This is a genomic window from Flagellimonas sp., assembly GCF_965601775.1.
In the GTDB taxonomy this organism is placed as follows: domain Bacteria; phylum Bacteroidota; class Bacteroidia; order Flavobacteriales; family Flavobacteriaceae; genus Flagellimonas.
Genome location: NZ_OZ271837.1, coordinates 2,913,886 through 2,937,500, shown reverse-complemented (window position 1 = coordinate 2,937,500; position 23,615 = coordinate 2,913,886). Strand labels below are relative to the sequence as shown.

The 23,615-nt window shown below is 40.1% G+C and carries 17 protein-coding genes and 1 tRNA gene (1 of these 18 running past the window's edge); 13 read left to right on the top strand and 5 right to left on the bottom strand.

From position 1 onward, the window contains the following. The 4 genes from ACSLUF_RS13650 to ACSLUF_RS13635 all read left to right on the top strand — a co-directional run. A protein-coding gene (locus ACSLUF_RS13650) for a helix-turn-helix domain-containing protein (protein WP_435623323.1) crosses the window boundary here: on the top strand, positions 1-707 show its end. Its footprint begins 1,210 nt before the window's first position; the window shows 707 of its 1,917 coding nt (coding positions 1,211-1,917); its start codon lies beyond the left edge, outside the window; its stop codon occupies positions 705-707. 228 nt (positions 708-935) lie between these two features. After that, the gene (locus ACSLUF_RS13645; RefSeq protein ID WP_435623322.1) at positions 936-1,436 is read left to right on the top strand and encodes a hypothetical protein; all 501 of its coding nucleotides are present in this window, start codon (positions 936-938) and stop codon (positions 1,434-1,436) included. Positions 1,437-1,697: 261 nt separating this feature from the next. Continuing rightward, positions 1,698-2,915, top strand: a complete 1,218-nt coding sequence (locus ACSLUF_RS13640) for an MFS transporter (protein ID WP_435623321.1) — start codon at positions 1,698-1,700, stop codon at positions 2,913-2,915. A 152-nt stretch (positions 2,916-3,067) separates the two neighbouring features. Beyond that, a complete protein-coding gene (locus tag ACSLUF_RS13635) occupies positions 3,068-4,801 on the top strand; it encodes a T9SS type A sorting domain-containing protein (protein WP_435623320.1) in 1,734 nt (577 codons plus the stop codon). Between the two features lie 55 nt (positions 4,802-4,856). On the opposite strand, the gene ACSLUF_RS13630 is transcribed toward ACSLUF_RS13635, so the two are convergent. From ACSLUF_RS13630 to ACSLUF_RS13620, 3 genes are all read right to left on the bottom strand, one after another. Further along, positions 4,857-6,323, bottom strand: coding sequence for a glutamate synthase subunit beta (locus ACSLUF_RS13630; RefSeq protein ID WP_435623319.1), 1,467 nt, complete (start codon positions 6,321-6,323; stop codon positions 4,857-4,859). 7 nt (positions 6,324-6,330) lie between these two features. Then, positions 6,331-10,836, bottom strand: coding sequence for a glutamate synthase large subunit (gene gltB / locus ACSLUF_RS13625; protein WP_435625843.1), 4,506 nt, complete (start codon positions 10,834-10,836; stop codon positions 6,331-6,333). Between the two features lie 327 nt (positions 10,837-11,163). After that, on the bottom strand, positions 11,164-12,306 hold the full coding sequence (locus ACSLUF_RS13620) for an acyl-CoA dehydrogenase family protein (RefSeq protein WP_435623318.1): 1,143 nt from the start codon (positions 12,304-12,306) through the stop codon (positions 11,164-11,166). Between the two features lie 233 nt (positions 12,307-12,539). Between ACSLUF_RS13620 and nhaD the strand changes: the two genes are divergently transcribed. The 7 genes from nhaD to ACSLUF_RS13585 all read left to right on the top strand — a co-directional run bounded on the left by nhaD (position 12,540) and on the right by ACSLUF_RS13585 (position 19,102). Further along, on the top strand, positions 12,540-13,925 hold the full coding sequence (gene nhaD / locus ACSLUF_RS13615) for a sodium:proton antiporter NhaD (RefSeq protein ID WP_435623317.1): 1,386 nt from the start codon (positions 12,540-12,542) through the stop codon (positions 13,923-13,925). Positions 13,926-13,984: 59 nt separating this feature from the next. Then, on the top strand, positions 13,985-14,677 hold the full coding sequence (locus ACSLUF_RS13610) for a MotA/TolQ/ExbB proton channel family protein (protein WP_435623316.1): 693 nt from the start codon (positions 13,985-13,987) through the stop codon (positions 14,675-14,677). A gap of 12 nt (positions 14,678-14,689) precedes the next feature. Then, entirely contained in the window at positions 14,690-15,076 is a 387-nt protein-coding gene (locus ACSLUF_RS13605) for an ExbD/TolR family protein (protein ID WP_435623315.1), read from the top strand. Continuing rightward, positions 15,076-15,954 carry an energy transducer TonB gene (locus ACSLUF_RS13600; RefSeq protein ID WP_435623314.1) on the top strand — a complete coding sequence of 293 codons (879 nt, stop codon included), beginning with the start codon at positions 15,076-15,078 and terminating at the stop codon, positions 15,952-15,954. The genes ACSLUF_RS13605 and ACSLUF_RS13600 overlap by 1 nt, the downstream gene beginning before the upstream one ends. 4 nt (positions 15,955-15,958) lie before the next feature. Continuing rightward, positions 15,959-17,170, top strand: a complete 1,212-nt coding sequence (locus ACSLUF_RS13595; protein ID WP_435623313.1) for a bifunctional folylpolyglutamate synthase/dihydrofolate synthase — start codon at positions 15,959-15,961, stop codon at positions 17,168-17,170. A gap of 70 nt (positions 17,171-17,240) precedes the next feature. Then, a tRNA-Val gene (locus ACSLUF_RS13590) sits at positions 17,241-17,315 on the top strand. A 272-nt stretch (positions 17,316-17,587) separates the two neighbouring features. After that, complete coding sequence (locus tag ACSLUF_RS13585) at positions 17,588-19,102, top strand: NADP-dependent isocitrate dehydrogenase (protein ID WP_435623312.1); 1,515 nt, start codon at positions 17,588-17,590, stop codon at positions 19,100-19,102. Between the two features lie 191 nt (positions 19,103-19,293). Here ACSLUF_RS13585 and ACSLUF_RS13580 read toward each other — a convergent pair whose 3' ends face one another. After that, the gene (locus ACSLUF_RS13580) at positions 19,294-19,809 is read right to left on the bottom strand and encodes a hypothetical protein (RefSeq protein ID WP_435623311.1); all 516 of its coding nucleotides are present in this window, start codon (positions 19,807-19,809) and stop codon (positions 19,294-19,296) included. A gap of 273 nt (positions 19,810-20,082) precedes the next feature. On the opposite strand from ACSLUF_RS13580, the gene ACSLUF_RS13575 reads away from it, so the two are divergent. Further along, entirely contained in the window at positions 20,083-20,592 is a 510-nt protein-coding gene (locus ACSLUF_RS13575; protein WP_435623310.1) for a Dps family protein, read from the top strand. Between the two features lie 48 nt (positions 20,593-20,640). Then, the gene (locus ACSLUF_RS13570; protein ID WP_435623309.1) at positions 20,641-21,108 is read left to right on the top strand and encodes a hypothetical protein; all 468 of its coding nucleotides are present in this window, start codon (positions 20,641-20,643) and stop codon (positions 21,106-21,108) included. A gap of 136 nt (positions 21,109-21,244) precedes the next feature. Here ACSLUF_RS13570 and ACSLUF_RS13565 read toward each other — a convergent pair whose 3' ends face one another. After that, a complete protein-coding gene (locus tag ACSLUF_RS13565; RefSeq protein ID WP_435623308.1) occupies positions 21,245-23,587 on the bottom strand; it encodes a spondin domain-containing protein in 2,343 nt (780 codons plus the stop codon). Between the last annotated feature and the right edge of the window lie 28 nt (positions 23,588-23,615).

Below are 23,615 nucleotides of genomic sequence, written 5' to 3'. Positions count from 1 at the left end.
TAGCACCTGATAATGAAATGGTTATTGATGCATTGCTGAGACTGTCATTCTTGGGTGATTGGGATTTTGCAACAATGGAGGAAAACTATCAAAAGACCCTAATAGCACCATTGTATTTGCTATATATTGGGAAATACGAAGAGGCCTTGGAGTATATGACAAATGCTGAAAATTTAAAAAAGGCAGATGGACCATTATATTCTTTTTGGCATGCCGAGGCCCTGTTCTACAATGGTATGACAGATCAGGCACTTAAAATTTATGAAGATGATTATGCACTATATAATGATGATTATGACTGGTTACGGGAGTCTATAAAATATCTTTATCATATAGGTGAGTATCAAATGGCAAGAGAAAGGTTGGATAGAATGATGCAAATCTTTCCTGACCGACCACCAATTTTAATTTGGCTAGACTTAGTAGTGAGTGAATCTTTAGGTCAGAAAAACGAATCTGATCTGAAATTGGAACAACTTAAGCAAGCTAGTATGAGTTCAGTTTCCGGAAGTCCTAAATGGTTTATTGCCCTCTATTACTGTCATTTAAAGGAATATGATACAGCGTTTTATTGGCTTAATAAATCCTTCGAAAAGCACGAGGGAGAACTACTATGGCTGCATTCAGAAACTCTATTAAAGGATGTAAGACAGGATGCTCGCTATTTGGAGCTCCATAAAAAGATAGGTTTTCCAACCCTTCATTAGCTAAGGAGTAACTTTTTTATGATTAAGGCAATGTTCAAAAGCCCTTAAAAAATCATAAATGCAACATGTATTCTCTAAATGATGCATTATTTAAACACTTTCATTTTTTTTTGAATGACCTACAATTAAACTTGTAACACATGGATACATAGTTGGTATGTGTTGCCACGCTTGACTTTCAATATTTGTGACATCAAATAATTTATTAATCATTTAAAATTTTATGTCATGAAAAGTTTAGTTTTAAGTTTTGCGATTTTCACAGTTTTTCAAATGGGTTACACACAAGGAGATTCATTTAAAAAATCATTTGAAGAAGTTACCTTAACCAATAGCTCCTATCTCTACGAGGTGAAAGACCAGAACACTCCTAAAATTGTACAAGGGTTACAACTAAGAGCAGCAAATTATGATGTCCAGGAATTAGCGGATGGTCAAAGCGATGATTCAAAAGGTATTAAAGTGATACATCGATCTACAAATGGTTACATATCCACAGTATATGACGAAATGGGTCGTGTAGTTACCTCATGGGAACGGTTCAGGGATGTTGCACCACCAAAAAACATTCAAAAATTGGTTGCTAGGAACTTCAAAGGATGGGAAATCATTGGTAACAAATACATTAGTGTCTATGACAAGGAAAAGGTCAAGACTAAGAGGTATAAGTTAAAACTTCACAAAGAAGGTAGTACAAAAAGGGTAACCATAGATGTTTTAGGGTTATAATGGAAGATTTAATCAAGAAAAAGACCTCGTTATATTACGGGGTCTTTCTGTTTTTTCACAAAAATTGATTTAACTAACAGCGTTTCTTAGCCTCAATTTGAAAATGTATTGACAAAACAACGGACTTCACTAATCCTTAGATTTCCTAAAAACTGGTAATCGCTACATGCTCATGAGATAGTTTGCAATCTTAATGGACTCTTTTTCTTGTCAATATTTGATTGGATACAGAGCAAGATCAAAATGAGTATATTGCTTTGTATGAAAGCCAATACTATTCAAAACGGTCGTATCGTACTGTTTGTGCTGCTTACCTTTTTTATTATTTCTTTCCTGACCAATGTATTGGGGGCTCTAAACCCAAGCGTTACAATTAGTTTTGCGCTAACGGAAACCATGGCAGGGTTTCTTCCATTTTCTTTTTTTATTGCTTATGGATTGATGTCCATTCCCGCGGGTATACTACTAGAAAAATACGGACAAAAGAAGATGTTGTTTTGTGCATTTTTAATGTCTTTTTTGGGGTCTACACTGTTTGTATTGCTACCTATCTTTGAAATCTTTTTGTTCAGCTTGTTTACTATCGGAAGTGGAATGGCCATTTTGCAAGTGGTTATTAATCCATTGTTAAGAGTTGCAGGAGGGGAGGAAAACTATGCCTTTAACTCGGTACTGGGACAACTTTGTTTTGGGGCAGCTGCTTTTTTGAGTCCATATGTCTATTCTGCCATTGTATCAGGAAACACATTTCCTTCTTTATTCCAATCAGACTTGAACTGGGCGCTTATGTATGCTCTTTTTGCATTATTAAGTCTTATGATGCTTTTCGTGGTTTTGCTACTGAAGTTTCCACAAATGGAATTAAAAGATGAAGACAAAATGGGTACTAAAGATGTATTTAGAGAATTGATACGTAGCCGAATTGTAATTCTATATTTTCTTGGAATTTTTGCTTACGTAGGCACAGAACAGGGTATTTCATATTGGATGTCAAAGTATTTGCAAAGCTATCATGGTTTTGATTTTGAAACCATTGGGGCTTCCGCAGTTGGAAATTTCTGGGGACTGATGACAATAGGAGGAGTATTGGGGTTGGTTCTTTTGAGGTTGTTTGATAGCAAAGTGATTTTGAAAGTCTTTACGGGCTTAACTATTTTCTGCTTGGTTTTAGCACTATTTGGTTCCATGGATATTTCATTGTACAGTTTCCAGGCGTGTGGGTTTTTTATGTCGGTAATGTATCCCATCATTATTTCCTTGGCTTTGAACTCCTTAAAAGAACACCACGGTTCGTTTGCGGGAATTTTAATGAGTGGTATAATGGGCGGGGCTATTGTGCAAATACTTATAGGTTTCATTAGTGATCTTTTATCATTAAAGTTCGCCATGTGCTTAAACTTTGTCGGGCTAATTTTCATTTTTAGCATAGGGGTTTGGGCAAAACCCTTGGTAGGCAACAAGACAATGATAAACCGATAACTAAAAATTAATATTCATTTTTGTAGGCAAATTCGTGTTAATATGTAATTTTATCATGTCTCAACTTGCAATTCTGGTTTCCCCAACTGAAAAATCTGCATAAGCAGATGTTGTTATGGTATTCATTTTAGTAACCATTTAATCTGAATACTATGAGTAGACTTTTACTATTACCTTTTCTTTTTTGTGCTGTTTTGTTGGCTAGAGGTCAATCTTGTAATTGCGACATAACTTTGACCGGACTATCATCTACCACTTTAAATTTGGTTTGGGCCTCCCAAGTCAGTTATTCTCCAGGGGACACTATATGTATTCCTTCAGGAAATTATGCAGGGATTCGATTTTACGATTTCGCAGGTGATGCTAGCAATCCAGTGGTATTTAAAAACTGCGGGGGTCAAGTAACACTGAATGAGACCGCTTATTCTGCATTGGAATTTAAAAACAGCAAATACATTCATCTAACTGGTACAGGGGATTCTTCGATAGATTATGGAATCAAGATTACCGGTACGGGGTCCTGGTCCATGGGAGTTGTGCTTAGTGCACTAAGTACCGATGTTGAAATTGACCATATTGAAGTAGCTTCCGCCGGTTTTGCAGGTTTAATGGCGAAAACAGACCCCGACTGTAACAATTCGGCAACATGGCGATCCAGCGGTTTTATCATGAAAAATTTGGATATCCATGATAATTACATTCATGATACAGGAGGAGAAGGCATCTATATTGGATTTACTATCGGATATAAACTGGATGATGGAAGAAATTGTAGTGGAACCATGGTATATGGACATTGGCTTGAAAATGTTGAGATATATAATAACATTGTTGAAAATACGGGATGGGATGCCATTCAACTAAATCTGACCAGAGAGGATGGCAAAATCCATGACAATACCATTTACAACTACGGCACCGACGGAAGATGGGGGCAGGCGTTCGCGCTTAGTTTGGGAGGTGGAACTTATGATGTTTACAATAACTTCATAGAAAATGGACCCTTGGAAAAAGGTTGGGGGATGCAAATCATAAATGGAGAAAGTGGCACCAAAGTGTACAACAACGTATTTGTGAAACCCAAAATGCACGGTGTTTTTCTGCACAATCGTCATGAGTTTGAAGATGTCACCGAAGGATATTACATAGCAAATAATACAATAATCCAACCTGAAAGAGCCGGAGTACACTACAATACTACAGTGCTTCACCCTGTCGACCCAGCCGACCTTTATAGAAATCAAAGCGAGGTGCCTACCTATTTTGTAAACAATTTAGTGGTAGACCCCGGATATGATTTTGAAGGAGGGAATACCTGGAAGCAGAATCAAGAGAGTTATTTTGACTTTAATGAGCGAGAAACCCGGGACAGTTTGTTGACTAACATTTATACAAACATAATGACTCGTCAAATAGATACCCTAGGGTTGACTGATACGGTAAATCAGGACTACAGTCCAAGTTCTTCTACGTCGTCTGTGGTTGATGAGGGTTCAAATCTTACAAGCTGGGGAATTACATTTGATATGGATAATGTAGCAAGACCATCAGGAACAAATTTTGATATTGGTGCCTATGAGTTTCTTTCGGGAACTTCCTTAAAGCTTAATATTCCAGAAGAAATTGAACTGTTTGATGGATTGTCCGAGAAACAGGAAATAAGGACCTTATTTTATCCTAATCCCGTTAGTTCTGCTTTTCGCTTAGAAAACGAGGCCTATGAAAAAGTGCAGTTACAATTAATTTCATTGGACGGGAAGTTATTGTATAACGGCAGTTACGATGTTGGTAGTTCGTTTAATGTTGAAGAATTCAGGTCAGGCCTATATTTTTTGAAAATGATAACCCCGGATAAGACTGAAGTTCATCGTTTGATTATACGATAGTGTAGAGATAAATGAAGAAAAACTCCCTTTCTGAGGGAGTTTTTAATTTTATCGCCTAAACTCTAGGTAAGTCGCCTTCTCCCTTTAAAGGAAGATTTGAAGTGCCCATTAAATAGGCATCCACGTGGTGGGCTGCTTGTCGACCTTCTGAAATGGCCCAAACGATTAGGGATTGCCCTCGTCGTTGGTCACCAGCTACAAATACTCCAGGAACGTTAGTCTTATAATCCAAAACTGAAGCCTGAATATTGGTTCTGGTATCCATTGCCAGACCCAATTGTTCTGAGATGGTGGTTTCGGAACCGGTAAAGCCCAATGCAAGAAGTGCTAGGTCGCAGTCCCATTCTTTTTCAGTTCCTTCTATTTCCTTTAATTGAGGTCTTTTGCCAGGAACTTTTACCCATTCTACTTCTACGGTAAGAAGACTTTTTAAGTTGCCCTTATCATCACCAATGAACTCTTTGGTTGCAATACTAAAGACCCTTTCGGCTCCTTCTTTATGTGAAGAACTTGTCCGTAATCGCATAGGCCAAAAAGGCCATGGCTGTCCCTCGGGTCTACTAGTTGTCGCTTTGGGCATAATTTCAAAATTGATAACACTTTTTGCCCCGTGTCGGATGGATGTACCGATACAGTCGGAGCCGGTATCACCTCCGCCAATAACTACGACGTTTTTGCCTTTGGCAGAAAGGTCCTCTCCCGTGAAAGGAATACCATCTACTTTACGATTATTCTGGGGTAAAAAATCCATGGCTTGAACCACGCCTTTTAAGTCAGCTCCGGGAATGGGAAGTTGACGTCTTACTGTTGCTCCCCCACAAAGCACAATTGCATCATATACATGCTTAAGGTCGCTGGCAAGGATGTCTACTCCTACATTGACTCCTGTTTTAAACACGATTCCCTCCTTTTCCATAACCTCTAGGCGACGATCTATGACATGCTTTTCCATTTTAAAGTCTGGAATACCATATCGGAGTAGTCCTCCAATTTTTTCATCCCGTTCTAGAACGGTAACACTATGCCCCGCACGATTTAATTGTTGGGCCGCTGCCAATCCAGCGGGACCCGAACCAACAACGACAACTTTTTTATTTGTTCTTTTATTAGGTAAAACGGGTTTAATCCACCCTTTGTCAAAAGCAGTCTCTACAATATTCTTTTCTATATTTTCAATGGAAACAGGGTCTTCATTGATTCCCAAAACACAAGCTTCTTCGCAGGGGGCAGGACATAACCTGCCCGTAAACTCCGGAAAATTATTTGTAGCGTGAAGAATATCAGCGGCTTTTTCCCATTTGCCTCGATATACGGCGTCATTAAAATCAGGAATTAAGTTTCCTAGAGGACATCCGCTGTGACAAAACGGAATACCACAATCCATACATCGGGCGCCTTGTTTTTTAATTTCACTCTCCTTCATGGGTTGAGTGAACTCCTTATAGTTTTTTATACGTTCTTTGACAGGGGTATAGGATTCCACCTTCCTGTCAAATTCCATGAATCCAGTTATTTTTCCCATGTTACGATTATAAGGTTTGTAATTTTTCTTGTTCCAGACGAATTAGTGCTTGTCTGTATTCTTCAGGGAACACCTTTATGAATTTGGGCAAGGAACTTTCCCAATTTTCAAGTATATGTTGCGCAATTGGACTTAAGGTGGCATTGTAGTGGTTTTCAATGAGTTGTCTTAGCTCGTTAATATCCTCTTCCTCCTCTAAGGCCAACAGGTTCAAAGCTTCTCCATTGCATCGGGTTCTAAATGTATTATCATTATCAAAAACATAAGCTATACCGCCACTCATTCCCGCGCCAAAATTCCTGCCCACGGTCCCTAAAATAACAGCAACTCCACCGGTCATATATTCACAACCATGGTCACCGATACCTTCAACAACCGCTTTTGCTCCCGAATTTCGAACGCAAAATCTTTCACCTGCTTTTCCATTGATGTATGCCTCACCCGAAGTAGCGCCATATAGTGTTACGTTTCCGGTGATAATATTTTCCTCAGGTTGTAAGGTAGATTTATAAGGAACCTTTATGATCAGTTTGGCTCCCGAAAGTCCTTTGCCTAAATAGTCATTGGTATTTCCATTGACCACCATAGTAAGTCCCTTAGTGGCGAATGCCCCGAAACTCTGGCCCGCTGAACCGATGAAATTCAATTTTAGGGTGTTCTCTGGAAGGCCATCTGCGCCGTAAATTTTGGAAATTTCATTACTAATAATTGCGCCTACAGCTCTGTCTGTGTTGTGAATAGGAAAATCCAAGACCGTTTTCTCCTTTCTGAAAAGTGCCGGATGCGCTTTTGCAATAATGTCGAATTCAATGGAATTTTTTACCGAATGCTCCTGGGTCTCTGTATTGTAAAGTTTGGTTCCTTCAGGAACATCGATTTGATACAAAATAGGGCTCAAATCGATTCCTGAAGCCTTGTAATGCTCGATAGCTTTCTTTCTATCCAATTTTTGAACCTGGCCTACCATCTCATTAACTGTACGGAATCCAAGTTTTGCCATGATCTCGCGTAATTCTTGGGCAACGAAGTACATATAGTTTACCACATGTTCGGGTTTACCCTTGAATTTTTTTCGCAATTCTGGATTTTGGGTTGCAATGCCAACTGGGCAAGTATTTAGATGACAAACGCGCATCATGATGCACCCAGAAGCCACCAGTGGTGCGGTGGCAAATCCAAACTCTTCAGCGCCTAAAAGACAAGCTACCGCAACGTCACGCCCAGTTTTTAGCTGACCGTCACATTCCAATACTACCCGATTTCTTAGATCATTGAGAACCAGAGTTTGTTGTGCTTCTGCAATACCCAATTCCCATGGTAAACCAGCATGCTTGAGAGAAGTTAATGGGGAGGCTCCAGTTCCGCCATCAAATCCGGATATTAGGATAACATCCGCCTTGGCCTTTGAAACCCCTGCAGCAACAGTTCCTACCCCTACCTCGGACACCAATTTCACGTTTACTCGGGCTTCTCGGTTCGCTGATTTTAAATCATAAATCAATTGGGATAGGTCCTCAATGGAGTAAATATCGTGATGCGGTGGAGGGGAAATAAGGCCTACATAAGGTGTTGAGTTTCTGGTTTTGGCAATAGCTGGATTTACTTTAGGCCCTGGCAATTGGCCCCCTTCGCCTGGTTTAGCCCCTTGAGCCATTTTTATTTGAATTTCTTGGGCGTTGGTCAAATAATTCGAAGTCACCCCAAATCTTCCTGATGCTACTTGTTTAATGGCGCTGTTTTTCCAGTCGCCAGTTTGGTTTTTATAAAAACGAGCCGAATCTTCACCACCTTCTCCTGAATTGCTTTTTCCCCCTATTCGATTCATCGCTATGGCAAGGTTTTCGTGGGCTTCCTTGCTTATACTTCCATATGACATCGCCCCTGTTTTGAATCGCTTAACGATTTCCGTCCAAGGTTCAACTTCTTCAATCGGGATTGGATCAAAGTTTGAAAATTCAAATAATCCCCGAATTGTCATTAGGTTTTTGGATTGCTCATTCACCAGATTAGAATACTCTTGGTATGTATCCGGCTCGTTATTTCGTACTGCTTTTTGAAGTTTGGCAATGCTCAAAGGGTTAAACATATGTTTTTCACCATCCCTTCTCCAACGATATTCCCCGCCTATTTCCAAATCCAAGTCGGCTGCCAACTCTTGTCTCCTAAAGGCCTTGTGATGTCTTTTAGCAATCTCCTTTTCAATTTCATATAAACCAATGCCTTGAATACGAGTAGGGGTATTGGGGAAGTATTTCTCAACCACTTTGGTATTAATTCCTATACATTCAAACAATTGAGAACCTCTGTAAGAATTTAGCGTTGAAATTCCAATTTTGTTCATCACCTTAAGAATTCCTTTCCCAACCGCTTTGTTGTAGTTCTTGATGGCTTCTTCAAAGCTGTATTCAGTGATATCATTTTCCTCTATTTGTTGCCCTATGATTTCATTGACCAAATAGGGATTGATAGCACTGGCACCAAAACCAAAAAGGAGGGCGAAATGATGCACTTCCCTGGGTTCCGCAGATTCTACAATGATACTCAACTTGGAACGCTTGCCCATTTTTCGAAGACCGCTATTCACGTAGGAACAAGCCAACAAGGCTGGAATTGCCGCCATTTCCGTACTTACCATCCTATCGGAAAGGATGATGATATTGGCACCATCATCAATAGCTTCAGAAGCCTGCTTTAGAATGGAATCCAGGGCTTCTTCCAAACCATTTCGTCCTTTATTGACTTCGTAGAGAATTGAGATGGAAACAACTTTATAGTCCGGACTGCTGTCGTAATTCTTTATTTTGTCCAAATCCTCCTTGGAAATCACGGGATTTTGGATTTTTAGTTTACGACAGTGTAATTCAGAAAAGTCAAAAATGTTGTGATCACTTCCCAGTGTGAGACTAATATCGGTAATCAATTCCTCCCGTATTCCATCCAAGGGTGGATTGGTTACTTGAGCAAATAATTGCTTGAAATAATTGTAAATCAGTTGTGGGCGTTCTGAGAGCACTGCGATTGGTGTGTCAGAACCCATTGAACCAATAGGTTCTTTCCCATTTTTTGCCATGGGCAAAATAATGGTGTTTATGTCTTCAAGGGTGTATCCAAAGGCCGCAGTCCGGGTTTCCAAAGGAAATTCTCCAAAGAATACAGGACAATCGTTATAGGGTATATCCTTAAGATGTACCAAGTTTTTCTCTAACCATTTTTTGTAAGGATGTTGTTTGGCGATGGATTCCTTGATTTCCTCGTCATTAACGATTCTACCTTCCTCCATGTTCACCAAGAACATTTTTCCAGGTTCCAAACGCCCGTGAAATTCAATATCTTCTGGTTCTAAATCCACCACCCCAGTTTCGGAGGACATGATAACGTATCCTTTTTTGGTTACTGAATATCTAGAAGGTCTTAACCCATTTCTATCCAAAACTGCACCTATGTAATTTCCGTCTGTAAAGGGAATTGAAGCGGGACCATCCCACGGTTCCATTAAGCAAGAGTTGTATTCGTAGAATGCTTTTTTGGACTCGGACATTTCCGTGTTTTTTTCCCAGGCCTCCGGTACCAACATCATCATCACTTCAGGCAGTGACCTTCCAGTCATTAGCAACAGTTCAACAACCATATCCATACTGGCCGAATCTGATTTTGCCGGCAATACGACGGGAAGTATTTTTTTGATGTCTTCACCAAACCAATCGCTTTGCATCAACTCTTCGCGAGAACGCATTCTTGAAATATTCCCTCTCAGTGTATTGATTTCTCCATTATGGCACATATATCTAAAAGGTTGCGCCAAATCCCAAGTGGGAAAAGTGTTTGTTGAAAAACGCTGGTGGACTAAGGAAAGTCGGGTGACAACCCTTGGGTCTAGCAAATCCTCATAGTATTTACTGATATCTTGGGGAACTAAAAGTCCCTTGAAAATGATGATTTTAGTGGATAAGCTGGGCAAGTAAAAAAACTGCGATTGGGACAGCTTGCTTTCAATTATCGCATGTTCTGTGATTTTTCTTGCAATGAACAGCTTAAGGTTGAATTGAAAATCGTCCAAAGCATCACCTTTTCCAACAAAAACTTGCTTTACGTACGGTTCTGTTTCTTTAGCAATTCGTCCAGGGACGGAGCGATTAACCGGTACATCACGCCAACCTAATAAGTGAAGCCCTTGTTGACGAATGTTATTTTCAAAAGTATCTATGCAAAAAACTCTTTGATTTTCTTTTTGAGGTAGAAATACATTGGCAACAGCATATTCTCCTGGGTTTGGCAATTGGAATTTACATACCTCAGTAAAGAAATCATGAGGAATATCGATTAGGATGCCAGCTCCATCTCCAGTTTTGCCATCAGCGCTTACGGCCCCTCTGTGCTCAAGTTTATCCAAAATTTCCAACGCTTTATGAATAATATCGTTGGATTTTCTTCCTTTAAGACTGCAAATAAAACCTGCCCCACAGTTATCATGCTCAAATTCTGGCAGGTACAACCCTTGTTTTTCTATTCCCATCATTGCGACATTTCTTCAAAAATATCATTTGAGATGAGATAATTTCAGGTTTATATTAAAATCTGTGTAAAATATTTAAGGATTGAATAAAATGGTTAAAATAAACGCAATATCTAAAAATTAGCAATGTTAAATTATCATTATGTCAAAAACACATAATAACAAAAGAACATACCCATCTGAAAATGGGGTTTTTAGTCAAAAAATAAAAGTGTTGGAAATGTACCCCCCTAAAAATTGAGTGTAGAATGTAAACATAGGTTGCTGGTATTAGCCAAAAGCCCCATAATTTTGAAGGGGCATGCTTTTTCTAATTTTAAACCTTTATCAATCTCTCAGAATACTTCTGGAAATCACGATTTTTTGAATTTCCGAAGTGCCCTCGTAGATTTGGGTAATTTTGGCATCACGCATTAAGCGCTCCACGTGATAATCTTTCACAAAACCATTCCCTCCATGAACTTGAACCGCCTCAACAGCGGTCTCCATAGCCACCTCGGAAGCATATAGTTTGGCCATGGCACCGGAAAGGTCATAGTTATTGCCATTGTCTTTATCCCATGCAGACTTATACACTAAATGTCTGGCTGCTTCTATTTTGGTATGCATGTCGGCCAACTTGAAGGCTATGGCTTGGTGGTTACTGATTTCTGTACCAAAAGCTTTTCTTTCTTTTGAATACTTTTTGGATAGTTCATAAGCTCCAGCGGCAATACCCAAAGCTTGGGCAGCAATGCCTATTCTTCCTCCAGCCAAGGTTTTCATGGCAAATTTGAAACCAAAACCGTCTTCTCCGATTCTATTTTCCTTGGGTACTTTGACATCGTTGAAAATAAGGGAATGTGTATCACTTCCGCGAATTCCAAGTTTATTTTCTTTTGGTCCTATTTCGAAACCTTCCATTCCTTTTTCTACAATAAAGGCATTGATTCCTTTATGACCTTTCTCAACATGGGTTTGTGCGATTACCAAATAAACTTCAGCAGAATTTCCATTAGTAATCCAGTTTTTCGTACCGTTAAGAACATAATGGTCTTCTTTTTCAAAAGCAGTAGTTTTTTGCGATGTTGCATCACTACCAGCTTCCGGCTCGGATAGGCAAAAAGCTCCAATAGCTTCACCGGTGGTCAATCGGGATAAATATTTTTCCTTTTGCGCTTCCGTTCCATAGGTTTCAAGTCCCCAGCAAACCAAAGAATTGTTCACCGAAACCACAACAGATGCAGAGGCATCAATTTTGGAAAGTTCTTCCATCACTAGAACATAGGAGAGCGTATCCATTCCACTTCCTCCATATTTTTCATCTACCATCATTCCCATAAAACCAAGCTCACCCATTTTTTTGACTTGCTCAGCTGGGAATTCTTGTGCTTCGTCACGCTCAATGACTCCGGGAAGCAACTCACTTTCCGCAAAATCCTTGGCCGCTTGTTGTATCATTAAATGTTCTTCTGAAAGCTTGAAATCCATATTATTGAAAAATAGTTAAAAAAGCAATGCAAATATAGGTGTTAGCTAGGGAATTTCTAAAGGATTGACCGTATAATTGAGAATGATTTAACGCACTGTTTTGACTAGTTCCGAGTAATAAATTGTCCTCGGTCCATTTTATGTGATGAAGATTATGTGGAAAAAGTCATTTTGAATATCTTTAGCGAACTAGACTTTTTTAAGACTTAACAACACAATAAACCAACTGACCTATGGAAACCGTACTGATTGCCATTTTTGTGCTTGGATATTTAGCTATCACCTTAGAGCATAATCTCAAAATAGACAAGTTAATACCTGCTTTGGCCATGATGGCCATACTCTGGGCTTTAATGGCTTTTGGAATTGACGGTTTCACCACTTGGTTTGATTCCGGCAAACACGCGCTTCTTGATAATTTTGCTGATTTGGTCCATGAGGACAAAATGCATCTTTTGGAGGAAACCTTATTGCACCATTTAGGTAAGACCTCAGAGATTCTGGTCTTTCTTTTGGGCGCTATGACCATAGTTGAAATTATAGATTATTTTGATGGTTTTGCCACGATAAAGACTTTCATAAAAACCCGGAGCAAGAAGAAGATATTATGGATTTTCGCTTTTCTAGCGTTCATCCTTTCCGCTATCATCGACAACCTTACAGCGACAATTGTCCTAATTTCCATTTTGCAAAAAATTGTAAATGATAGAGATTCCAGACTTTGGTATGCCGGTTTGATTGTTATTGCAGCCAATGCTGGAGGAGCATGGTCTCCCATTGGGGATGTAACTACGACGATGCTATGGATTGGTAATAAGGTATCGACTGCAAAATTAATTAGCTATCTATTGTTACCTTCTTTGATATGTATGTTGGTACCTACATTTATTGCCTCTTTCCTTTCCCCTTTTAAAGGAGAAATTGAGGTTGAGGATGCCAGCCCCTCTAAATCGAAGTATGGAGCCAGAATGCTATATCTGGGTCTAAGTGCTATTGTTTTTGTGCCGATATTCAAAACGGTTACGCATTTGCCGCCTTATGTTGGTATGATGTTGTCCCTTGCCGTTGTCGCTACTTTTGCAGAGATATATAGTCAAACCAAGATTTCCATCTCTTCGGTAAATCATGAAAGTGATGCTGGTGCGCATCATAGTCCGGTGCACAGTGCGTTGACTAAAATTGAGTTGCCCAGTATTCTCTTCTTCTTGGGGATTTTGATGGCGGTAGCTGCCTTGGAGTCCTTAGGTCTTTTATTCAATTTTGCAGAGGGTCTTAAACAAGGTATTGGATTACTTGGAACAGAATTGGAAGGCACCGAGGTTTCTGACCTTGTGGTAATTATTCTTGGATTTGGCTCTGCTGTTATTGATAACGTGCCACTAGTTGCCGCAAGTTTGGGAATGTTCTCTGAACCTTTGGATAATCCACTTTGGCACTTTATTGCCTATTCAGCAGGAACTGGTGGAAGTATGCTTATCATAGGTTCTGCAGCAGGGGTTGTGGCTATGGGTATGGAAAAGATAGACTTCTTTTGGTACCTAAAAAAAATAGGGTGGTTGGCCCTTTTAGGTTTTATAGCTGGAGCTATTGGATTTATTGTAATGCGAATTTTCCTTTAAAGAGATACTTTAACAAAAAAATCTCCGTTATTATTGCAACATAAAATTGGGGATTTTATATGAATTTGTATCAAGAATTGGAAACAGGTGCCGAACTTGCTGCATCGGTTTCAGAGGAAAAAACACTTTCCGTAATTGATTTAATTGTTAACGGTGGTACTGGAAGCGTTGTGATTATCATGGTGCTTTTCGTACTGTTGTTTGTAGCACTTTACATTTATTTCGAACGCATTTTCGCCATTAAGGCGGCTTCCAAGATTGACAAAAATTTCATGAACCAGATTCGGGATCATGTGATGAATGGAAAGCTCGAAGCGGCCAAGCTCTTATGTGCCCAAACGGATTCTCCAGTAGCCCGTTTGACCGAAAAAGGAGTGGCCCGAATAGGGAAACCATTGGATGACATCAATACGGCCATTGAGAATGCTGGGACTTTGGAGGTCTACAAGTTGGAAAAAAATGTAAGTGTTTTAGCTACGGTTGCTGGAGCAGCTCCAATGATTGGTTTTTTAGGAACAGTGATTGGTATGATATTGGCTTTTCACGAAATGGCCTCCAGTGGGGGACAAGCCGAAATGGGGTCTTTGGCCTCAGGTATCTATACAGCCATGACGACAACGGTAGCAGGACTAGTGGTTGGTATAATCGCCTACATTGGTTATAATCATTTGGTGAACCGAACTGACAAAGTGGTACACAAGATGGAAGCCAATGCGGTTGACTTTCTCGATTTATTGAATGAACCCATTTAGTAGTTTTTCAAGATGAAATTGAAGGGAAGAAATAAGGTAAGTCCTGAATTTAGCATGTCGTCAATGACGGATATTGTATTTCTGCTATTGGTGTTTTTTATGCTTACATCCAATGCCCCAAATGCATTGGACCTTCTTTTGCCAAAAGCAAAGGGCAAGTCGACAAATACCCAAAATGTTTCAGTTACGATTAATAAAAACCTGGAATATTTCGTGAACAATGAACAAATTAACGAGGATTACATTGAAATTGAATTAAAAAAAGCACTGGAAGGGCAGGAGAAACCCACCATTATTTTACGGGCAGAAGAGAGCGTTGCCATCAAAGAGGCGGTCAATGTTATGGATATTGCCAATAGAAATAGTTACAAGGTTATCTTGGCAGTGCGACCCAAGTAATGCCATTTTTAGATACGAGACACAAGAAAAAATCATTTACACTTACCACGCTACTCTTAAGCGCTGTTCTTTTGTTGCTTTTTTACATAGGATTGACCTACTTGGACCCACCTATTGAAAAAGGTATTGCCATTAATTTTGGGACAACTGACTTTGGTTCTGGTAAAGTACAACCCAAAGAAAAGATTCGTCAAGAACCTCGGCAAGTACAACCTAAGCCTGTTCAAGAAACTCCCCCACCAGCCCAACCCCAGGCTTCAGCTCCCAACGAACCAGTTGAAAAGGTACTGACCAGTGATGATGAGGAAACCATAAAAATCAATCAGGAGAAAGAGGCTAAACGAAAAGCAGAGGAGGCCGCTAAAAAAGCGAAGGCAGAAGCGGAACGTATTGCTAACGAGAAAAAAGCCGCCGAAGAGCGTAAACGTAGAGAGCAAGAAAATAAGAAAAGAAGTGTGGATGCCTTAATTGGGGGGATAGGAAAATCAGACGGAACCACAACAGGAAGCGAAGGCGATGATTCCAGACAGGGTGATAAGGGCGACCCAAGAGGAAACCCGTATGCCACAAGTTATTATGGAGCCCCAGGAACTGGAAGTGGAGGTGGAGGTTACGGTCTCAATGGCCGCTCTCTGGTTAGCAAAGGTGCAGTTCGTCAAGAGTGTAACGAAGAAGGAAGAGTTGTTGTTGAGATTAAAGTTGATCGTAGCGGAAGAGTGGTGGAAGCAAAACCGGGTGTTAGAGGAAGCACCAACACGGCCCCATGTCTTTTGGAACCTGCCAAAAAAACCGCGTTGTCCTATAGATGGAATTTAGATTCCAAGGCACCTTCCAAACAAACCGGTTTTATAGTAATCAACTTTAAGTTGGGTCAGTAAACGCATGACTTACCAAGAGACACTCAACTGGATGTTTGCCCAGTTGCCCATGTATCAGCAAAAAGGTGCAGATGCCTTAAAGCATAAGCTGGATAATATTCTCAATTTCAGCCAACATTTAGATTCACCACACACCAAGTTTAAGAGTATTCATGTTGCAGGTACCAATGGTAAAGGCTCTTCCAGTCATATGCTGGCCTCTATCTTGCAAGAGGCAGGTTACAGGGTTGGTCTGTATACCTCACCGCATTTAAAAGATTTTCGTGAGCGTATTCGAATTAATGGAGAGCCGGTTGATGAGAAGTTTGTAACGGATTTTATCTCAGTAAACAAGGATTTTTTAGAAGCAAATTCTCTTTCGTTTTTTGAGATGACTGTGGGAATGGCCTTTTCCTTCTTTGCTGAGGAAAAAGTGGATATTGCTGTGGTTGAGGTAGGGCTTGGCGGGCGATTGGATTCAACAAACATCATTACTCCGGAGATTACTTTGATTACCAATATTGGTTACGACCATATGGATATTTTGGGAGATACTTTGGAAAAAATTGCCCTAGAAAAAGCAGGTATTATCAAAAAAGGAATTCCAACGGTAATAAGTGAGAAGCAACCAGAAACAACAGGTATTTTTGAAATGATTGCTGCGCAAAAAAGCTCCCAACTGATTTTTGCCCAAGAGGAGCAGCTTGAATCCTACGAAACGGATTTGATGGGGGAGTACCAAAAAAAGAATATACAAGGTGTAGTTACTGCTATCCGCCAAATGAAAGGCTTTGTAATTTCTGAAGAGCACATTAAAAAAGGGTTGACACGGGTTTCGGAAAACACGGGCCTTTTAGGAAGATGGCAGATATTGGGAATTGAACCAACGGTAATTTGCGATACGGCACACAACAAAGAAGGTCTGGAAGTCATCTTCAAACAATTGAAAAAATTGAAGTATGATACCCTACATATGGTTGTTGGATTCGTTTCCGATAAGAATTTGGATGCTTTATTACCTCTTTTTCCGAAGGAGGCCACCTATTATTTTGTCCGCCCAGAAGTTATTAGAGGGCTTTCCGAAGAAATCGTAAAAGAAAAAGCAAACCTAATAGGTTTGATCGGCGAATCATATTCTTCCGTTGGGGAAGGACTAATAACGGCCAAAAAGAAAGCCAAAACCAGCGATTTAATTTACATTGGAGGCAGTACATTTGTGGTTGCAGAGGTGCTGTAATATTTTAGGGGTTTTCTTTTTGCAAAACAGAAAATGATACTATATTTGCACTCCCGTTTGGGAAACGAACGGGCGCGTAGCTCAGTTGGTTCAGAGCACCTGGTTTACACCCAGGGGGTCAGGGGTTCGAATCCCTTCGCGCCCACAGTAATTACAAATCCTGATGTACTGCATCGGGATTTTTTTGTTTTACAACCGTAAAAAAGGACACATTGAGAAATATGTCCCTTTCTTTTTTCCATTTCTATCTTCAAATTATGATACTTTCCACAGATTGTAGGGCACTGTAAACCCCTGAAAGCCAAGCATTCATTTACAAAATATAAATATTTTTTATATAAATAGTAAATAGATTAAATAAAAATTTATATAAAATTCTTATCATATTTGCGGTATCAACATCTAATTAAATAGTTTATGGATACCAAAGTATTAGCGAAACAGCCCTTTAAAAAACACTTAAATGTTCCTGTTAAGGTGGCAGTTGCCCAAGGAGATGGGATTGGACCTGAAATCATGAAGGCCACTTTACGAATTCTTGAAGCTGCTGGCGCAAATATTGAACCTGAGTTTATCGAGCTAGGAGAAAAGGTCTATTTGTCCGGAAATACCTCTGGGATTGATTCCAATGCGTGGGAAGCCATACGTAACAATAAAATCATATTTAAAGCCCCAATAACTACTCCACAAGGTAAAGGGTACAAAAGTTTAAATGTGACCTTGAGAAAGTCTTTGGGTCTCTTTTCCAATGTAAGACCGGTAACTGCACTTCATCCTTTTGTTCCCACACATTTCCCAAATATGGATGTGGTCGTGATTAGAGAGAATGAGGAAGATTTGTACGCAGGGATTGAACATAGACAGACTCAGGACGTTTATCAATGCCTCAAATTAATTACCAGACCAGGTTGTGAGCGAATTATCCGTTATGCTTTTGAATATGCCAAAGCGTTTGGACGCAAAAAGGTAACCTGTATGGTCAAGGATAACATCATGAAAATCACGGATGGTTTGTTCCATACCGTTTTCGATGAAATTGCTTTGGAGTATCCAGAAATTGAAAATGATGTTCAAATTATTGATATAGGTTCCGCGAGATTGGCGGCCAAGCCAGAGCAATATGATGTTATTGTCACGGCCAATCTTTATGGGGATATTATCTCTGACATTGCTGCGGAAATTGGTGGTTCAGTGGGGATGTGCGGTTCTGCAAATATTGGGAAGAATGTTGCTATGTTTGAAGCTATCCACGGTTCTGCTCCAGATATTTCTGGACAAGGAATCGCAAATCCTTCTGGACTTATCAATGCAGGAGTTGCCATGCTGGCCCATATTGGTCAACCCGAAATAGGCGACAAGGTGAAGAATGCTTGGTTAACGACCTTAGAGCAAGGGTATCATACGGCCGACATTTACCAAGAGGGAATTAGTATCAAAAAGGTAGGTACGCAAGAATTTGCAGACCATGTAATCTCCAACCTCGGACAAACTCCAAAACAGTTGACAGCAAGTATGTTGGCTCAGGGTACAGGTTCAGTTCAGATTCCTGATTATATCCGTAAGGAACAACGTAAGGAATTGGTAGGGGTCGATGTTTTTTTGGATTGGCCTGGGGATGATCCAAATGAACTGGGGGATTTACTTTCAGAATTCGATATTTATCGATTGAAATTAAAAATGATTACCAATAGGGGCGTCAAAGTATATCCCAACGGATTAAAAGAAACGTATTGTACCGATCATTGGAGATGCCGATTTGTTGGGGATGATGCTAAAATAAATACTAAAGAACCTACATATGCGTCAATAAGTTTTGAGCGCGTTGTTGCTTTATTGTCCAAACTTGGAAATTTAGGTTTCGATGTCATCAAAACGGAAAACTTATATGAATTTGACGGAAAACGGGGCTTTTCTCTAGGTCAGGGCGAGTAAAGTCTTTTGGATCCATTTTAGTCAGGAATGCATCAACTTCGCTATGGGTTGGTGCATTTTTTTATTCTTACATGTCTGTGGAAATAAAGTGCGGATTGCCGTAATCAGAAAACAACACAACCTTCATGCTACTAATGACGAACTATATATGTAATAAATGGAAAAGATGCGCCTAACAGTGTTTTTAATACTTAGTTCCCATCATAGTCATCATCACCCACCCAATCGATAAGTGCATCAATCTCCTTGATTGCCTGTCGTCTTTTTTCCCTGGATTTCGCGATAATTTCTTCGTTATTGTTCGGATTTGCTATTTGTAAATTGTAAAAGTTTATAATCGTATTGAGTGCATTCAGTTTGGAAGTGATTTTCATTTGTTCCACTTGCTCTTTGAGGGCTTTTTCAGAATTCTGTTGGGCTTTTGCCGATTTTTTCAACTCCAGTCTGTTAGCAGCAATCTCCTCCCTTTGAAGATTAATATCCTGTTTTTGAAGAATTATGGTATACAGGAGACCTGCAAACGCCATCCCAGAAAAAAGAGCATTTACAGCACCGAATAGGTCTCCAAAAGTTCCTCTCGTTTCCCAATTATCAAAGAAAACAAGAATCAGTATTGCAGATAAAACCCAAATCCCAACGACCACAAGCAACAATATGTTCAGGTTAGGGGGTGTTGTCTTTTTTGTCAAGGGATTGCGATTGTTCATTCTAATTGATAAGCAAAGTACAAAGAGTTGTTAATGAGGCAGCTAAAACTGTTAAACCCTGTTAAATACTTGACTTTGCGAGATTAAACTATATATTAAAGATATGAAACATTTTGTACGAATCTTCAAATCCAGTGTTTTCTAAGTCGAGTAATCGGCTGTCTTTCTAGTAACGTTTAGCACGTTAATCTTCAAATTTTTAAAATCATTTTATTCTTGAATCATTCCAGTACATGGAATGACTCCAAGATGGAACATGGTAAAAAGAAAACAATGGAAATTATAAAAACAAATAATACAATAGAAAAGAATAAAGAATATAAAAAACTCGGATTTACCTATTTGGAAACCGCAGAAATCGTAGTGCATCTCAACACCCTATTGGCCAACTACCAAGTGTTCTATAACAAACTCAGAAACTTTCACTGGAACATTGAAGGGCCAGAATTTTTTGAACTGCACGAGCAATTTGAAAATGAATACAATGAGGTGAAAAAAAATATTGATATTCTGGCGGAGCGGATTCGGGTCTTTGGAATTAAACCCAATTTTACCTTAAAGAAGAGTTTGGAGCTTTCTGAAATCAAGGAATCGGAAAGTGAAAGAACAGCGCTCGAAATGGTAAAGGAAGTCTTGAAAGATTTTGAAATTCTCCATGATAATATGATTTCGGCCGTTGGAGCTTCTTTGGATACGGGCGATATTGCCACCGAGCAAATGCTGACGGATTTCTTAAGAAGGCTGGAAAAAAGAAATTGGATGTTCACTTCTTTCTTGAAGTAGACCTTCCAATGAATGATAGAATGAAATATTAATAACTGAAAAAAGACAATGAGAAATATTATAACAATGTTGGGCATTATGCTGATAACGGCACCATCCTATGCCCAGATAGACAACCAAGGTTCAATGAACGCTACCATACACAAAACCTTTTCTATAGAAAAAGATGGAACTGAAACCCAGTGCAACGTAAAGATTATGGAGCACCGAAGGTACCCCGTGAAATGGGAAGAGCAAGATAAAGGTAAGCTCAATCAAAGTCGGGAATATGCTGCAGCCAAGGTTACCAAGCTGATAGCAATCGACAACGACAATGATAAGGAATATGAACAATACTTTGTATTGAAATATAGAAAATCGATTTCTGATGAATTCCAAGTCGTACCGACTGAAGATGGATTTGCAGTTATGGTAGATGATAAAACGTTGAGACTCATAGAAGACGAAGGGATTTATTTTGTCAACAATAATGATCAAGATTTTTTCACCATTGAAGAATTCAGAGAATTAGGATAGTTTTTCTGTTTCGTTTTTTGATTGATGAATGAGCCGTGTTTACCCACGGCTTTTTTCATGTGAAAAGAAGGCCGAAAGATTTCTCTTTCGGCCTTCTGTCAACAAAAGCATCTAAATATACTCCGAAACACTATTTTTATTGCGGTTGAATATCAACACGTACCAAGTTGTATCCACCTCTTGGGTCCTGAAGATAAACTACTCCAGGCGCACTGTTGATGGTTCCTTTGCCAAACTGAACATCAGTAATGGAAGCTTGTCTACGGATGGTAGTGTTATCATCTGCAGGACCCTGGTTTGGACCAGCTTGTCTTGGCGCTTGGTAGATTCCAAATCCAACAGCCTCGTCTTCTTCAGTACCTGCATCAAAAAGATAGGCTTCATCACTTTCACCGGTTCCAGAGAAGGGAACACCCGTCTCATCAAAAAGGGCTACCCCGTTATTGTTATAACTAATGAACCAGTCGTTGGTTTGCACTAACATGGTGCCAATTCCTAATTTGTAGTCCTGTCCTTGTGGAACTTCAATGGTAAAAGTCAAATCTTCACCTGGACCAATAGGAGCAGTTTGTTCACTAGCAGCTACAGGCAAACCAAGGTTTTCAAAGTAGGAAACGGCAACGGCGTTATTTCCGTCCTCAGCTAATTCTTCCAATCCACTTTCTGGGTTTACCGTAGCGCCTTGTGTGAAGAATGGGTCACTATCCGTATTAAAGGCATATACCAAACCTGGGGAGAAAACGCTAAGCGAAGAGGAAAGTCTCAAAGGAGCTCCTTGTGAACCCGTTTCATTGAACCAGTCATACAAAGGACCAGGGTTTCCATCTTCTGCTATGGCCTCAAGACCAACTCCTCTATCTTCTTCTCCAAGAGTGAACAGTGGCTCAGGTAGTGCATGCAGTACCGCAAGACCAGGGGTCACTACAAAGTTGTCGGCATTTATGGCCGTGATTGTCAGCGTGAATGTACCTGCAGATTGTCCGTCACCTGGCTTATAGGTAATATATGCGGTTATGTAGAAATCACCTCTAACTCCTCGGTCTACGGTTCTTACATAAGGATTTGGGTCTGCAGGACCGACATTGGCACCAGCAGGAGGGAAAGTTGAAGGGTCATTGTCAGCTTCGGTCCCCAAGTCGTAAAGAATTAAGTCGCTTGCAATATCTACGCCATTAAGAGGAGAGCCATTTGGATATAAATCGATTCCAGCCAAATCTTCTGGGGCCAAGAACCAGTCATTGCTATTACCCATCATGGTTACTGGGGTAAGTTTGGTTCCACGCACGGCCTGGAAGGCAATTTCATAAGAATCCCCGTTTTTTGTCAAAGGACCGGGAGTTCCAGTTCTTGAATTTTCGTTAAAAACATGAACATTCAAATAGTTGATGACGTTACTGATAGTTACATTGAAGGTGGTAGTAACATTTTGAGTATCGTTTGCCAGACCAAATGATGGGTTGACTTCTTCGTTCCAATCTGTTGATGCATCACCTTCGCCATCATATTCAATACTTGCACTGCTAAGTGCCACGGTAGGAACAAAGTCGCCAGCCGTCCAAATTCCAGCTTCAACTGCAACGTTTTCACGAGGACTTCCTCCAGCACCCCACTGCACAAAATCAACAATGGCATCAGCGCTACCAAAAGCATTGTTGGAATATAGTCCCAAACCGCCTTCTACATCAGGCATCTCGTAAGGTACTACCAAGAATTCACCAGCTTCCAATTGAAGATTTCCGCTTGCTGGGGTTACATTGCCCAATTGAACATAAGTGCCAGGTCCTAAACATAACCAGTAGGTACTCAAATCAACAGTAACTTCTCCATTGTTGTAGATTTCTACCAAGTCATCACTAGCATATTGTACTTCGTTTAATACAATACTGCGTCTTAGTGCCGCTGGCATGGTCAATACGTTTTCAGCGCCAAAAGTAACGGTAGTAGTTTCAGCCCAGTTAGCAACCCCATTTCCTTCACCATCAAAAATGATGCTGTAGTTCTCGTTTCCTCGTACAGGAACAAAATCGCCAGCAGTCCAAATACCAGCCTCAACAGCAACATTTTCGCGAGGACTTCCGGCAGCACCCCATTGTACAAAATCGGCTAGGGTAGAGGCATCTCCAAATCCGGAGTTGTCTACATAAAGCCCAAGACCGCCTTCAGCATTAGGCATGTCATAGTTAACAACCAAATACTCTCCAGGAGCCAAGTTGGTATTCCCTTGCGACTCTAAACTTCCAATTTGACGATAGGTGCCAGGACCTAGGCACAGGAAGTAACCACTTAGGTCAACATCCACTTCCCCATTGTTGAAAATTTCTACACGGTTCCCCAAATACTCAACCTCGTTAAGTACGACAGAAGCTACACCGGTCTGAGGCGGTTCTACAGGGTCTGGTGTGTCCCCGACAAAATCGTCTTCTGAACATGAAGCGAAAAGTAACGCCAGTGCTGCAGCTTTTAAAACATTCTTTTTCATAATAATTCTAGTTTTTTAAAAAGTTAAT